Annotated in this window: 14 protein-coding genes; 5 read left to right on the forward strand and 9 right to left on the reverse strand. The window is 45.7% G+C overall.

What is annotated here, in order from left to right; all coding sequences use genetic code 11:
• Positions 1–27: 27 nt before the first annotated feature.
• Both QUA47_RS09450 and QUA47_RS09455 read right to left on the reverse strand, forming a co-directional pair.
• Entirely contained in the window at positions 28–639 is a 612-nt protein-coding gene (locus tag QUA47_RS09450; RefSeq protein ID WP_333430561.1) for an alpha/beta fold hydrolase, read from the reverse strand.
• 2 nt (positions 640–641) lie between these two features.
• Positions 642–1,259, reverse strand: a complete 618-nt coding sequence (locus QUA47_RS09455) for a triacylglycerol lipase (RefSeq protein ID WP_333430562.1) — start codon at positions 1,257–1,259, stop codon at positions 642–644.
• A gap of 318 nt (positions 1,260–1,577) precedes the next feature.
• Here QUA47_RS09455 and QUA47_RS09460 point away from each other — a divergent pair, with 318 nt between their 5' ends.
• Positions 1,578–2,045 (forward strand): hypothetical protein, encoded by a 468-nt coding sequence (locus tag QUA47_RS09460; protein WP_333430563.1) that lies wholly within the window; start codon positions 1,578–1,580, stop codon positions 2,043–2,045.
• 104 nt (positions 2,046–2,149) lie between these two features.
• Here the strand turns inward: QUA47_RS09460 and QUA47_RS09465 are convergent, their stop codons facing one another.
• The 5 genes from QUA47_RS09465 to sir form a co-directional block, all read right to left on the reverse strand.
• Entirely contained in the window at positions 2,150–3,307 is a 1,158-nt protein-coding gene (locus tag QUA47_RS09465; protein ID WP_333430564.1) for a tetratricopeptide repeat protein, read from the reverse strand.
• A 492-nt stretch (positions 3,308–3,799) separates the two neighbouring features.
• Positions 3,800–4,264 carry a hypothetical protein gene (locus QUA47_RS09470; RefSeq protein ID WP_333158074.1) on the reverse strand — a complete coding sequence of 155 codons (465 nt, stop codon included), beginning with the start codon at positions 4,262–4,264 and terminating at the stop codon, positions 3,800–3,802.
• A 241-nt stretch (positions 4,265–4,505) separates the two neighbouring features.
• Entirely contained in the window at positions 4,506–4,916 is a 411-nt protein-coding gene (locus QUA47_RS09475) for a lysozyme inhibitor LprI family protein (RefSeq protein WP_333430565.1), read from the reverse strand.
• A gap of 47 nt (positions 4,917–4,963) precedes the next feature.
• The gene (locus QUA47_RS09480) at positions 4,964–5,740 is read right to left on the reverse strand and encodes a 16S rRNA (uracil(1498)-N(3))-methyltransferase (RefSeq protein WP_333430566.1); all 777 of its coding nucleotides are present in this window, start codon (positions 5,738–5,740) and stop codon (positions 4,964–4,966) included.
• A gap of 261 nt (positions 5,741–6,001) precedes the next feature.
• Positions 6,002–7,993 carry a sulfite reductase, ferredoxin dependent gene (sir, locus tag QUA47_RS09485; RefSeq protein ID WP_333430567.1) on the reverse strand — a complete coding sequence of 664 codons (1,992 nt, stop codon included), beginning with the start codon at positions 7,991–7,993 and terminating at the stop codon, positions 6,002–6,004.
• Positions 7,994–8,290: 297 nt separating this feature from the next.
• Here sir and QUA47_RS09490 point away from each other — a divergent pair, with 297 nt between their 5' ends.
• Complete coding sequence (locus QUA47_RS09490; RefSeq protein ID WP_333430568.1) at positions 8,291–8,539, forward strand: chlororespiratory reduction protein 7; 249 nt, start codon at positions 8,291–8,293, stop codon at positions 8,537–8,539.
• A 166-nt stretch (positions 8,540–8,705) separates the two neighbouring features.
• Here QUA47_RS09490 and QUA47_RS09495 read toward each other — a convergent pair whose 3' ends face one another.
• Together QUA47_RS09495 and QUA47_RS09500 are read right to left on the reverse strand one after the other, a co-directional pair.
• A complete protein-coding gene (locus QUA47_RS09495) occupies positions 8,706–9,086 on the reverse strand; it encodes a hypothetical protein (protein WP_333082950.1) in 381 nt (126 codons plus the stop codon).
• A 106-nt stretch (positions 9,087–9,192) separates the two neighbouring features.
• Positions 9,193–10,383, reverse strand: coding sequence for a glycosyltransferase family 4 protein (locus QUA47_RS09500; protein ID WP_333430569.1), 1,191 nt, complete (start codon positions 10,381–10,383; stop codon positions 9,193–9,195).
• 866 nt (positions 10,384–11,249) lie between these two features.
• Here QUA47_RS09500 and QUA47_RS09505 point away from each other — a divergent pair.
• From QUA47_RS09505 to QUA47_RS09515, 3 genes are all read left to right on the forward strand, one after another.
• The gene (locus tag QUA47_RS09505; protein ID WP_333403340.1) at positions 11,250–12,296 is read left to right on the forward strand and encodes an ABC transporter substrate-binding protein; all 1,047 of its coding nucleotides are present in this window, start codon (positions 11,250–11,252) and stop codon (positions 12,294–12,296) included.
• Between the two features lie 181 nt (positions 12,297–12,477).
• Entirely contained in the window at positions 12,478–14,022 is a 1,545-nt protein-coding gene (locus QUA47_RS09510; RefSeq protein WP_333430570.1) for a sugar ABC transporter ATP-binding protein, read from the forward strand.
• A complete protein-coding gene (locus QUA47_RS09515; protein ID WP_333288790.1) occupies positions 14,019–15,023 on the forward strand; it encodes an ABC transporter permease subunit in 1,005 nt (334 codons plus the stop codon). The genes QUA47_RS09510 and QUA47_RS09515 overlap by 4 nt, the downstream gene beginning before the upstream one ends.
• The last annotated feature ends 83 nt before the right edge of the window (positions 15,024–15,106 follow it).

Genomic DNA, 15,106 nt, shown 5'->3' on the forward strand with positions numbered 1-15,106 from the left:
AAAGTATCTGCTGACGTACACTACAAGTTAATTATTAATTTTCAATGGTTCTGACAATGCTTCAGCCACAGCTTTTAAACTGCTGGAATGCCTCGCCATCATGGCATGGGCGAAAACAGACAATTTTACTTCTTTGGCAGCAGATATTTGGGAACTAGAAGCAGGTACGATGATGAAATCCCAATCAGTCCAAATCGAAGTAAAATTGAGCTTTTCCAACAAGACAGCATCTCGATTTAAATCTTCCAGAAAAGCACTGCCAGGACGCATTTGAACGCAGCCTTTTCCCCAGAGAGTGTAAGCCATCCAAGTACCGCTGTGAGGAGAAGATATGGCAATAAAGCGCTGCACTCGGTTAATGCCGCCTAACCTTTGCAGGTAGTAGCGAGTTACTAAACCGCCCATACTCAATCCTACTATATCAAGAGGCTGTTCGGGCGCAAAGGTTTTGTCTATATAATCTGCTATTTGTTGGGCTAATTCGTCTATGCTGGCGTTGCCCCAATGGGGCGAGAGATTGAGGGTATATACTGACCATCCCAGTTGGGTGAGGTAGGCAGACATTTTGTAAAAAATTCCCGATTTTCGGAAGATTCCGTGAATTAGCAAGACTGGGTTGCGGCTGAAATTGCTATTCATTTTTAAGTGGGAATTTTATTTTCAATAGGTGCTTTGAGCTCTTCAACTATTGCGTTAATACTTATGGGTTCTGTCACCATTTGGCGGTGCAGCAAAACGTTAACTTTAACTTCTTTACCTACTGGCATTTGGGAGCTATTCGCCGGTACAATCATTATGTCAAATGGCGTCCACATTGATGTAAAGTTTATGCGTTTGAGCATTGTCACATCTTGATTTAAATCGCGCAGCAAGCCACTATCGGGGCGCATATCCAGGTATCCTGGTAGGCGTAGGGAATAAGCGGTGAGGGTGCCGTGGTGGGGGGAAGATAGGGTGATGAAACGCTGTACGCGGTTGATTCCTCCGAGTCGCTGGACGTAGTAGCGACTGACGATGCCACCCATGCTGTAGCCTACTATGTCTAAAGGCTGTTCTGGATCGAAGGTTTCAGAGATGTAGTCTGCGAGTTGCTTGGCCAGTGAGTCGAGCCCTAGGCTGCCGTCGTTGGGGGTGAGGTTGAGGCTGTGGACTGACCATCCGAGTTCGGTGAGGCGGGCGGACATTTTGCTGAAAATAATCTTTGTGTCCCAGATGCCGTGTATGAGGATGACGGGATTGCGATCGAGCGAACTGTTCATTTTGCTGGAAAATTGCTTGGTGATTAAAGCATAAATCACTCCCCTAGGGAGTGTGACCCGTACTAGGACAGCTAGCCAATCGGATCGAGGTACGATCGGCAATGAGTGGGAATCCCTAACAAATTCTGAGATACTTTGTAAATAAGTGCAAAGCCCTGTGAGTATTCATACCTAAAATTTGCTTTGATGAGCGAGCTTAGATATAGCCAAATGTAAATTTTGATGAATAAATGTAGACAAAGGTTGCCCTAGCTCGTAATCTAACTTTGTTGACAAGCTTGTACAAATTTCTCTAAAAGAACAAAAGGAGTAAGTCTAATGTTTGGTTTTATCAAAAATTTCTTCGGCGGTATTTTCGGCTTTTTCGGCAGACTGTTGGGCTTGAAAAAGTCTGAATATTTCCTAGATTTGGGCGAATCTGGAGCTAAGGAACCCGCAAAAGTTGCGCCTGCGAAAGCTGAGCCTGTTGCGCTCGCCCCGGCAAAAGTTGAGCCTGTTAAGTCTGAGAAGTCTGACAAGCCTGAGAAGTCTGAACCAGCTAAAAAGGCTAAGGTAGAGAAAAAGTCTAAGAAAGAAAAGGAACCAGTCGCTAGCGCTCCTGCTAATAATGCGGAACCCGCTAAGATACCTGCTGCTGCAACTAACGGGAAAGTGCCGAGTCAAGCTGAAGCGAATCGCACTTTTGCTCCTAATAATTTAATGCCGACACCAAATGGAAGTCGTCGAACCCCTGGCCCCAGCATGAACAATTTCCGGGAAATGGCCCGTCAGGTGAAAACGAAGTAGGAAATTGGGAATTGATAATAGGGAATTGGGCAGGGGATAAATCCCAATGTTGGCGTTAACAAATTAAAAATGGGATTCCTCATTTTTAATTTTAACTCTTTGTTCTATTCCCTATTTTCTGGGTTTCTGAGGAAGGCTAATCCGCTGTATAGCTGAAAAGCTGAGTCCCAAGGAGTTTCGGATTTGCGCTCGACTTCTATATGAGATTCGATCTTGCTCAACATATTAGTGTAATCGAGCACTGTCTCGGCAAAGGGCGTAAATTCTGACCAAACTGTAACGTCAAGCTGGCGATCGAATATTTCCAGTAAGTGATTCCAGTTAATGCGGGTGGTACTTTGAGGAATTTGTTGAGAGTTTTTGACTCTCGATGTTTTGTTTTTCTGGTTCGGTAAAGGGGGGAGCTCGGCTGAAGCTTTGGTGAAGTCAACTCCTTGTTGAAATTCGTAACTTTGGTCGCAAATTCGCAGAATGCAGTTTCTGCTGGGAATGTGTAAGTCACAGATTTGAGCGTAATCTTGCCTGATTTCTCTGTGGCGAAATTGCTCCTTTCTTCGGTTGGGGGAGTAGTCCATGACTTCGATGAACATGGGCAACAAGCCTTCTACTCTTTGGGTAACTTCTGACCAGTTAAATTCGATCGCACCGAGTCGATCTAATTTATCTTTGCAAACAACGGCTGGGGAAGAGAGAGACTGGAAGTGTTGCACTCGGAAGATTTGGATTTTTTGAATATCGCTTAGGGTTGCCCAAAATACGGGAATGCCGGCTTTGAGGAGTTCTTGACCGTAAATTCGGAGTTCGGCGATGGGGCCAGTTTTGTAGAGTCTCCAGCCGCGGCTTTGGATTTGCATCCGGGTTGTGTAGGCGTCGATTTTAAAGATTCTGCTGATATTTTGAATGGCTGCGGGTTTGTTTTCGGGACTCACGGGTTCGAGGATGAGGAGTCCGGGTTCGAGGTTGCTGGGGTCGTTTTTGGCGGTTTCTATGGCTTGTTGGCGGAGGTTTTGTTGTGCGGTTTCAATCCGTTGAATAGCTTGGCGGGTCTGGGAGACGATTTTGGCGTTGGTGATGTCGCGGAGTATTTGTTTGTAGGTTGTTTGGGCTTTTTCGAGGTTGTTGGTGAGTTCGTAGTAGCGGGCGATATAGTATTGTACCCACGGATTTTCGGGGGATTCTTTTTGTAGTTGTTTGATGAGTTGGGCAGCTTGTTTGTAGTCTTTACCTTCTAGGGCGGCGGCTATTTGGTTGATGTCTGTCATGGCAGTTGCGGGAATGGCGTTGTTTCTATCTTGGCTGATGTTTGGTGGGTTCCGCCACTGGTTAACAACTTTCGCTGTTATGTTAGTTTGGGATTTTGGGCTGTTGGGAAAAATTAAAATTTGGATTTTTTAACCGCAGATAAACGCGGATAAACGCGGATGTGTATAGAGGGATGTTGAGTGGATGTGAAAAAAATATAAGTTAAAGTTGATGGGAATTGATGCTTAAGCTGTAGGAACCTTTGCTTGTACGATCGCCTCCTTTAACAACTATGTTATAAGTGCCGTTACTAGGCAATTTTACGGTGAGTTGAGACTCTCGGCGATTCTGGGAGTTACCTGTTTTTTCGGCAATATTTTTGCCGCTGGTGTCGAACAGTGTTATGTTGTGGTCGAATGCTCTGCTTTTGAGGTCGATCGTAATAGGTTGACCAGCCCGTCCTTGGAAGGCGTGTTCGCGGGATTCGCCTTCTTTTAAGGTTTCTCGGCGCTCTAGGAGGGAGAGAGAGAGGTGACTTTTGGGCGATCGACATTGCTCAAATCTAAGCGGTAATTTGTGGTTGTTGCACCAGGGCCATTTCCGTTTCTGACTGCGATGATAAAGGCTGTTTTGTTGTTGGGGTCTCGGACTATTTTGTCAATAAATTGGGATTGTATTTGTTTTGCTGTTAGAGGTTTAGGTTGGTTGAAGTTGGGTTTTGAGGTACAGAAAAGCACGGCTCCGTCTAGATAGCGGGCGGCGTAGAACCAGTAGTTTTGACCGTTAGCTGTAAACTCGTTTCTGCTAAAGATAGTGAATCTTTCAAGTTGCGGTAGTTGCTGATTGCGCTGGCAATTTTTATCGATGTAGATTTCGTTGGCTGATGGCTGTCGCTGGGCGAAAACTGCTGGTACGGTTGTGGTTACAATTGCTGAGATGAGGGTGAGGGTGAGGGTGAAGGGCGATCTGCTTTTCATAAATACTTGTTTCTCTTTATTGTTGTCAGGTCTTGTACGCTGTACTTCCTATTTTACAATAGTCCGGACAGTTTTTATATGGCCCAATGGCTTATGCTCGCTTGACTTTGACCCACTGTGGATAATTAAATCAATGTCACCTCCACCCCTGACTTACATTTAATTCGACTTTTTTATGCTCCTTGCCCCGCGTAAGCTTGTAGTATCGTTCCAAAAACTGTCCGGAGTATTGATTTTATCTCTATTTTAAATACTGTTCTAGTTCCGCAGTGCGCTGTTTCGTCATGCGATCCAAACATTCATTGAGGAAACCTCCATAACCCGTACCGCCACGACTTTTATAAACTTCAAATTCACAGGTTTTATCTCTTAACTTAATCCACCCTAATTGTGCTTCGGAAAGTAGCGCCCGCTCGTCGCCACTTAATTGGGAAATCAGTTGTTTGTAAACCTCGTTCAGCCGTTTATCCGAGGCTTCGTAATTCAACCGAATACAAGCTCTGACTTCTACATCTCCTTGCGGGCCATCGCAATTAATCTGTTGAGCAATGGGAAAGCTCGGAGATTGTGCAGAAACTGATGTTGTACCGAAAATTGCCAAAAGCGCGATCGACCAAAAGAGCGATCGAGCTTTCCTCAACTCTATTTTCATGGCCCATCAACCCACCTATCTGATGAATTCTTGGTTATTTGTTGATATTAGCACTTCTCAAAGGCCGCTCCAACTAAAGACAAAGCCACAATCGGTGCTGTCACCGCTCTCAGAATTCTACTCCCCAAAGATACAGCTTCAAAACCCAATTCGATCGCCCTTTCCACCTCACCCTCAGTCCATCCACCCTCCGGGCCAATAGCTATGACAATCGATAATTCTCCCCCAGCCGGGGGCGGGTACGGGGGCACCGCCCCTACAAAGGGGGGATCGAAAATACCAATCAAACAATCCCACAAATGCCGATTGTCCCCGCGAGCAACACAAATAAATCGATATTTTTGACCGCAATCTTTCACAGCAAAATCAAACGAAACAGGCTCTAAAATCGTCGGCACAAATTGACGCTCCGACTGTTCCGCCGCCTCCGCAGCAATCCTTCTCCACCGATCGACTTTTTGATCACTTGGTTTGAGCAAAGTTCGAGAGCTCGTCACCGGCACAATACTTGCCACACCCAACTCCGTCGCCTGTCTCACAACCTCGTCAAACCCGTTTCCCTTGGGCAATGCCGCCATCAAAGTCACTTCCACGGGTAGCTCCCTGTTCACAGCAATCTCCTCTGCTATCGAGGCAAATAACCCGGTTTCCCGCACTTCGAGGATGGCAGACCACCAATGTCCTCGGCCGTCCATCGCAATAAATCGATCGCCCGCTTGCAAACGTAGCACTCGATTTAAATAATGCTGCTGTTCTCGAGTTAAGTCGATTTTGCGATCGCAAATTTGAGCGGCAGTAACTGCTAATCTTTGTAATTGAGGCATTGAATTTGGGATTGTTCGTTTTCTATTAGATATTTTTTTATTTAACCGCAGAGAACGCAGAGAACGCAGAGGAAGAGAGAATGAGAGGAGATAGGCAGGGGGGGTTTCAACAGTTAAAAAAACAATAAAGGCAAAGCATCTACAACCGGAATTATTTTACAAATTCAAGTTTTTTTCTGCAAATGCTCTGCCTTTATATTACTTTTGCCAGAAGTCTATTGAATACAATCGAAAATCACAAATCGATAATCGAAAATCGGCTTATCCTTCCTCCTTAATCTTCTTTAAATAAGTGGAAATCGCCTCTGTAGCTAGCTGTGTAATCGGCTTGCCCTGACGGGCTGCTTCTTCCTTGAGCTCGTTGTAGATTTCATCGCGGACGCTAATTCGACGGCGGACTTTGCCACCGACAGCAGTGGCAGTCTCGTTTTCCTCGCCGTTACTAGACGTAACTTCTAATTCATTAATCTCAGTTGTCATCGAGTCAGCAGATTGGTAGTTGGTTACAAATTGACGGATAGATTCTAACCCGACGCGATCGCAAAAATTGCCAAAACTCTCGCTCAGTTGCCGTTTTTGCTTGAAATAAACAAAAATCGGCTCCAGAAAAGCTTCAAAATCCTTGACGTGCAGCTTTTCCTCAATTGGTTTTGCCAGCCGCGTTTGGTCGGGAGAACCGCCCAGCCAAATCTGGTAGGATTCCGGCGAACTCCCGACAAACCCCAATTCTGCCATATAAGGGCGGGCGCATCCATTTGGGCAACCAGTCATCCGCACCACCAAATGCTCGTCTTCCAAGCCCACTTTGGTTAAAAGCGCCCGAATCCGCTCTAAAATGCTCGGCATCACGCGCTCAGATTCGGTAATAGCTAACCCGCAAGTCGGCATTGCTGGACACGCCATCCCATAGCGCACCAATGGGTCGATCGCAGTTTCCCGCTGAATGCCACATCGATCGAGTATTCCCTGAATTTCCTGTTTGATATCCGGCGAAATATCGTAAATCAGCACGTTTTGGTGTGGCGTCGCCAGTATCGGCAAGTTGTACTTCTGCACAATTTCCCGCAAAGCCGTTTTTAGCTGAAACGACCCTTCATCCTTGATCCGGCCATTATCCACGGAAATGCCGACAAACAGCTTGCCGTCTCCTTGTTCGTGCCAGCCCAAGAAATCAAAATACTTCCACTCAGGCAGCGGTTTAAAGGCTTCTAGCGGCTTGCCAAAATATTCGGCTACTTTTTCGCGGAACCACTGTACACCTTTGTCGTTAATCAGGTACTTCAGCCGCGCGTGCCGTCTGTCTGTGCGATCGCCAAAATCTCTCTGGGTTGCTACAATTGCCTTGACCAAATCGTAAACATCATCCTTGGCAACATAGCAAATCTCATCAGCAACCCGCGCAAAAGTCTCTTCTTTATTGTGAGTACGGCCCAAACCGCCGCCTGCAAACACGTCAAAACCTTGCAACTCGCCAGCTTCATTGGTAATTACCACCAAGCTCAAATCCTGAGAGTACAAGTCAATTGAATTGTCTCCCGGCACCGTGACGGAACACTTGAACTTGCGCGGCATATAATGGCTGCCGTAAATCGGTTCTTCTTTGTCGTCGCTAAAGATTGTGCCGTTGCCGTTTTTCTGTCTCGCCGCCTTCACTGCGGGGTCTTCCTCGGCTGAAACAGCTTTTTCGCCGTCCAACCAAAGTTCATAATAAGCACCGGTTTGCGGTGTCAGCAAATCGGCGACATTGTTAGCGTATTGCAGCGCATACTGGTATTCTGGGCGATTTTTGTATGGTGCTGGAGGTGCCATGATGTTGCGGTTCAAGTCGCCGCAAGCTCCCAAGGTTGACCCCATATTTTTAATAATTGAGGAAAACACTGCTTTAAGATTTTTTTTCAACACGCCGTGAAGTTGGAAACCTTGGCGCGTTGTGATGCGGAGCGTGTGGTTGCCGTATTCTTCAGATAGCTTGTCTAAAGCTAGGTATAATTGCGGCGGAGTGAACCCGCCGGGATTGCGGGTGCGGAGCATGAACTGATAATCTTTTTCTTGTCCTTTAACTCGATTGTCGCGGTTGTCTTGCTGGTACGATCCGTGAAATTTGAGAATCTGAAGCCCCTCTTCGGTGAAGTGGGTAGTTTCTTGTAACAGTTCAGTCGCAACGGGTTCTCGTAAGTAGTTGCTGCGTTCTTTCAGACCTTCTGATTTAGAGGGCTTGCGCGCAACCGGGGTTGAAGTGGAAGATGTGATCATGGGAATGTATAGTGCCAGTTATAATTAGATACAGCCGATCGAATATTTCTTGAAAATTTGACACTTGAGAAATTTGCACTTGACAAATTTCCTCAGAAATGCTGTGTCGGATATGTTGACAACTCGGTTAACAACTAAGTTAACAAGTAAGTTAATAACGGTAATCCGCTAGGAATTCTGATGGTGCTAATTGTAACACGATCGAGCCGGGGCTGGAAAATTGTAATTAAGAGTTTATACTTTCGCTCGCTTAAGTGTACGAAACTTTAGAAATAATTAACCTCAACCTTTTAAACTATGTCACTGTATGACGAAGACACGTTTGTGGTCTTAGAAACAAACCAGCCAGAGCAGTTTTTGACTGCGGCGGAACTGTTAGAAAAGCTGAAAGCCGTGTTAGCCGAGGAACATGAAGATTTGCCGCAGGACCTGCATAAAATATCTGGCGTGGAAGCTCAAGCCAAGTATTTAATTGATACTTATTGTGAATTAGATGTCGGGCAGGGAAAATATTTGCAGTGGTATGCAGTACGCTTGGAAAAGTAATTTGGGAAATAGGGCATCGCGCATAGGGCATTGGTTATTAGAACCAACAAGTAACAAGTAACAAATAAAAAATAACAGCTAACAAGTAACAAATAACCAATAAAAACCAACTAATGCCCGATGCCCAATGCCCAATGCCCAATGCCCAATGCCCTATTCTTTCTAATTAATCTTCTAACTGTTGAACCGATGATACTTCTACTGCGGTAACATCGATCGTACCGGGCGGAGTCAAACGGCTAAAATGACCTTCCTCTATTTTCAGAGGTTCGCCGCAGTTGGCACACTGAAACTGAGTTTGATTTAAAGCTGTAAATTCGTATTGACAAACTGGACAATTGTCCTCAATTAAATTGCGTTTCAGCCACCACTGAAGCGCGAAAAATGCGACCACAGGCGTCAGCAACAAAAAAGCTACTAGAATCAACACTGATTTAACTATCCAACCCAAACCAATTGACACCAACAAACAGGCGATGCCCAGCAGTATCAACCAATTGCTAATACGGGGTAGCTTGAAAGATATTTTGGGGGTGCCTTGGTTCACGGTGGTCTCCTTGGGTGTCTTTGCAGGTAGGCATAACTCTATCCTACTCAGAAATTCAGGCGGTCGATCGAGTTAATTTTCCCATTGTACACCCAGAAACCGCTCTCTACGGCATAAGTTTATCTGAGTCAGAGGGTTGAAAAATTCCTTGTAAGGATTGACAAAGGGATTCAAAACTAAATCTTGCCAGGGTTTGTTCCCTCAACCAGTGGCGATCGCACCTTTTATCCTCCCCTCGCAGCATTTCCACACAAGCAACCGCTACTGCTGCTGAATCTCGGTGGGGAACTCGCCATCCCAGTTTACCATCTTGCAGCGGATCGGCTGACCCGTCCGCGTCCCCCGCCAGCACGGGTACTCCGCAAGCCAGCGCTTCCAAATAAACTATACCGAAGCCTTCCTGGGAGGGCATTACATAAGCATCGGCTAACTGGTAATGTGCTGCTAAATTTTCTGTCGGTACAAAACCCGCAAATATTACTCTTTCGGTAACTCCCAAATCATCAGCGAGTTTGGCTAATCTAGATCGATCGTCTCCGCGTCCAATAACTAAGTATTTCACATTCGGAAAAGTTTTGGCTATTTGCGGCAAAGCTTGAATGGTGACATCGACGCCTTTGTAAATATCTGTCGATCGCAATCTGGCTACAGTCATCAATATTTTAGCACCCACCAAATTGTACTGCTCTAATAAATCCTGTGGCTTGGGCCCAGTGGTAAATATATTTTCATCTACAGTACAAGGCACTATTTGGAATTTTTCTGGATTTAAGTTGTTAATTTCGCAAGTGCGTGAAGCGAAGCTATCCCGTAGGGAATCGCGCGTGTACCTGCTAATAGTCCAAATACTGTCAGCTTTACTCATTGCTGTTTGATATTTGGGCGGAAGCGGTTCCCACACTTCCTTGCCGTAAGTTAAAATAGTGTAGGGAATTCCCAAGGGTTGGCACAGAATTTGAATTAGCGGTGCGAGTTTGATGTGACCGCAAAAAACCCGCTGCGGTCGTTTTTGCAGCAAGCGAGTTAGTAATATTGTAGCAAACTTAAGACGGCCCAAGCCGGGATTTTCGGTTTTGAGGTAATAAAATTTCAGATTTTTTGACTCGTAAGGATTGTTGCAGTCTTCGGAATCTCGCAACAGCAAAACTTCAGCTTGTGGCGGCGAGTTTGTCCCTGCGGTTATGGACAGGTAAGCTTTGAAAATGTCTTGAACGTAGGATTGAATGCCGCCTTCGCTGGCAAATATTTCTAGGAAACAGAACAGGTAATTTGCCGATCGCATCTCAGATTTACCCATTGACAGCGCAGACAATTATTGCAGTATATAGCAATCCTAAATCATCTGTGAATTTCTTACTCCCTCCCCGCGAGTTCGGGGAGGGTTGGGGTGGGGTAAAAAATTTACGACTCCTGCAAGGATTGCTATAGTGATTTTGCCAATCCGGGCGATCGCCATTATCCAGAGCTTTTAAACCATGTCATGATGACTGTAGTGGCAGGTTTTACAGGAAAATATTTGACTCGCCTACTTTCACCGTTGGTTTTGAGCGACTATCTGCTTTTTAACTAGGGCTTTTTAACCGGCTGCATCTGTGAGCGCGAGGCTTTGCTTTCAGTTTACTATGATCTACCGTTGTTAACTCTAAACTTAATGATTTTTTACAATATCCTACCCCAAGCAAAATTTAAGATTTATTGAGTTGGTGCGGCGCATCCGAGCAGACTGAAGATTAGCAAAGGGGTACTGATCGAGGGTCTTGCCTCTTTAGTTTTTGGTAAAAGTATTGTCTATCCAAAGATAGATATAGAGCCAGTATTTAATTGTTATCATCAGCAACATAGAGAGTTAAATTTAATATGACTCGACCAGGTTTTAAAAGCCATTTCTGAAAGATTTTGTCGAAAATATTCTCCTAAAATTTTGTCACGCCTTGCAAAAAAATTAATGCTCATAAAGCATTGAAAAAAATCAGTAGCGTTGATTATTTTGGTATCGAGGAGATAGTTTGACTATTCATATCTTTTCGGTTTACAAAAGTAGTCGGGCGAGCCGAGGGAAAAAGTTTTACGAGCAGAAAATAAACACGATCTCGTACAATCATGTACAAAGAAAAGCCGCTCCCCTAAAACATTAGGTATTCGAGCTTAAACCTAACAAAGCTAATGTTAGGTTGGCAACGTCATATTTACGAGCGACTCTCTCCAAACGAGCCTTCATGGGAGTTTGAGGTGAAACGAGTAACGATCGCACTCAGTCTTTTTAGTCTACTCAGCAGCACTCTGGCAAGTTGCACCGCAGCTTCTCAGAACGCTCAAAACAGCATACAACCAAGCAGCTCCGAACTTTCATCAGTTGCTGTAGCAGTCCGCGACCTCGGCAATCCATTCTTCGTACAAGTTGGCAAGGGCGCTGAGGCCGCAGCCAAGAAAATCGGCGGTGCAAACGTGAGGACAACTCTCGTTTCCAGCGGCGACGATTTAAATCAGCAATTTAATCAAATCGAAAACTTTATTGCCTCTAAGGTCAGCATGATTGTACTCAATGCTGCTGACACCAAAGGCATTGCACCCGCTGTCGAAAAAGCCAAGCAAGCCGGAATTCCGATAATTGCAGTTGATACCGCCGCCGAGGGAGGCGTTGATGCGACAGTTACTTCAAATAACGTGCAAGCTGGCGAAGTAAGCTGTCAATATATAGCCGATCGCTTGAAAGGAAAAGGCAGCGTTGTGATTATCAACGGCCCTCCCGTCGCTTCAGTTGTCGAGCGAGTTCAGGGGTGCCAGAGTGTCTTCTCCAAATATCCCAATCTCAAAGTTCTTTCCAAAGATCAGAACGCAGAAGGCAGCCGCGATGGCGGATTGAGAGTGATGAGCGATTTGCTTACCTCCTTCCCAAAAATTGATGCTGTTTTTGCAATTAATGACCCCTGTGCCATTGGTGCAGAATTAGCAGCCAAACAGGCACAAAGAAGCGAGTTCTTTATTGTGGGAGTCGATGGTGCACCTGAAGCTTTAGATGCCCTCAAGCAGAACAACAGTCTCTTTGTGGCTACAGCAGCTCAAGATCCGTTTCGCATGGCAGCCAAGGCAGTTGAAGTCGGGAACGACATTCGGAAAGGAAAAAAGCCAGCCAATCCAAACATTCTGATTCCAGTCGCGCTGATTACTCGCGAAAACGTCAATCAACATAAAGGCTGGACTAGCGAGTGACCTTCTTCGTGTCCAGTTAAGACTAAAACCCTTGAGGAATCCCGTTTTTCCCCGAGTCTAGATCCCCCTAAATCCCCCTTAAGAAGACCCACTTTGAGAAGAATCTTCTCCCCCCCTTAAGAAGGGGGGCTAGGGGGGATATAAGTTTAATAGTCAAGCAGATTTCCTTACGGTATTTACGATGGTAAATAGCACTCAAGATTCAATTAAAACTCAGCCCGTCCTCGAAATGCAAGGTATTAAAAAAACCTTTAACGGTTTTATAGCCTTGCACGATGTAAATATCACCGTTTACCCAGGCGAAGTCCACGCCCTCATGGGGGAAAACGGTGCGGGCAAAAGTACGCTGATGAAAATTCTAGCGGGAGCCTACATAGCCGATGCAGGCGAAATCAGAATTGACGGCAAAGCTGTTAAGATGACAGACCCCGCTCAAGCCAGAGATTTAGGGATAGCGATTATTTATCAAGAACTCAATCTTGCCCCCAATCTGACAGTTGCTGAAAACATTTTTATGGGCAGCGAGCTGAAGAAAGGAGGTACATTTTTAGACCAAGATGAAATGCGGCGCAAGGCATCTGAGGTCTTGAAAAACCTCGATGCAAATTTTGAGGCTGGAGACCTGGTTTCGACACTTTCAATTGCCGAACAGCAGCAAGTGGAAATAGCTAGGGCGCTCAAACACAATAGCCGAATTTTAGTGATGGACGAGCCGACAGCCGCGCTTTCCGACCGCGAAACAGATAAGCTTTTTGAAGTGGTTCGCCGCTTGCGGAATGAGGGCATTGCTATTATTTATATCAGCCACAGAATGGCAGAAATTTATGCCCTTGCCGATCGCGTGAGCGTCATCCGAGATGGCGGGTATATTGGCTCTCTTGAAAAGCACGAAATTTCGGCAGAGCGCCTGGTGGAAATGATGGTGGGTCGTTCTTTACAGGATTTGTACGAAAACAAGCATCAAATAACACCGGGTGCTATTGTTCTTGAGGTAACAAATTTAAGCGACGGCCACAAAGTAAAGCCTGCCAGTTTTCAACTTCATGCGGGCGAAATTTTGGGTTTAGCGGGTTTAGTTGGCGCCGGCAGAACAGAACTTGCCCGCCTGATTTTTGGTGCAGATCGGAAGGTAAGCGGTGAAATAAAACTGGAAGGTCGTCATCTAAATGTCTCGACACCCAATGAAGCAATGGCAGCCGGAATTGCTTACGTGCCAGAAGATCGCAAGGCTCTCGGACTCTTTTTGGAGGCCAGTTCGGGTGAGAATATCACCATGAATGTCCTCGATCGAGAAGCAAAAGCTGGCATTATTAACTCAAATTTTCTGTTGAAAATTGTCAATGATGCTATTAATAATTTGCAGATTCGCCTTGCAAGCCCGAGCATCAGGGCAATGGATCTTTCTGGGGGAAATCAGCAGAAGTTGCTGCTAGCGCGTTGGTTGGCTATCAACCCAAAGGTACTTTTGCTAGATGAACCGACGCGGGGTGTAGACATTGGCGCAAAAAGCGAAATTTATCGAATTATTAGCGATTTGGCAGCCAAGGGTGTAGGTATTTTGATGATTTCCAGCGAACTGCCGGAAATTGTGGGAATGAGCGATCGCGTCTTAGTGATGCGATCGGGAAGCCTCGTGGGTGAAGTAGGCGGCTCGACTGGGGAAAAGATTACGCAAGAAAACATTATGGCTTATGCCACTGGTGCAAAAGAGGTAGTAAAATCATGAGTCAAACGCAAACAAAAACCAGCAGAAATTCAGGGAGCGATCGGCAGAAAACAAGTAAAGCTCAAGCTTGGAAAAATTTCATCCAAGTTGCCGGTATCCTGCCGATTTTGGTTGCCATCTGTGTAATTTTTTCCCTGGTAACGCCCAACTTTCTTTCCTTAGGAAATTTGATTAATGTCATCCGGCAAGCATCAATCAATATTGTCCTAGCTACTGGCATGACTTTTGTGATTTTGACTGGCGGAATTGACCTTTCAGTCGGGTCAATTTTGGGTGTGACGGCAGTTGTCGGGGTGCTGGTTTCCTTAGTTCCAGGTCTGGGTTGGTTTGCCGTACCGGCTGCGTTAATAGCCGGAGTCTTTTTGGGATTGCTTAACGGCTCGCTAGTTGCCTATTTAGGTTTGCCTCCGTTCATCGTCACCCTCGGTTCTTACACAGCTTTGCGGGGAGTTGCTTATTTAGTAGCTAACGGCACTACCGTTATCAATAGAAATTTGAATTTTGCTTGGATAGGCAACAATTATCTCGGCCCAATTCCCTGGTTAGTTGTTATCGCTTTCCTCGCAGTTTTAGCGAGTTGGTTTGTCTTGCGGCGGACGGTTCTAGGGAGGCATATTTACGCCGTGGGAGGCAACATTCGGGCAGCACGATTGACAGGTATTAAGGTGAGTCGCGTGCTGTTATTTGTCTATGGCGTGAGCGGGTTGCTTTCTGGTTTAGGTGGAATTATGAGCGCCTCGCGCCTCTACAGTGCGACGGGGATGTTGGGGCAAGGCTACGAATTAGATGCGATCGCTGCTGTAATTTTGGGAGGAACGAGTTTCACAGGTGGAATTGGCACTATTTGGGGTACTTTGCTGGGGGCTTTAATTATTGCCCTGCTCAACAATGGACTAACTCTCATGAACGTGTCTTTCTTCTGGCAGTTAGTTGTCAAAGGTCTGGTGATAATTATCGCAGTGACGATTGACAAAGTTCGCACAGGTTCAAGCGCAGCGTAAAGGTATAGAAGAAGGAAGAAGGAAGAAGGAAGAAGGAAGAAGGAAGAAGGAAGAAGGAAGAAGGAAGAAGGAAGAAGGAAGAA

The sequence above is a fragment of the Microcoleus sp. MON2_D5 genome, from assembly GCF_036701905.1.
Lineage (GTDB): Bacteria > Cyanobacteriota > Cyanobacteriia > Cyanobacteriales > Microcoleaceae > Microcoleus.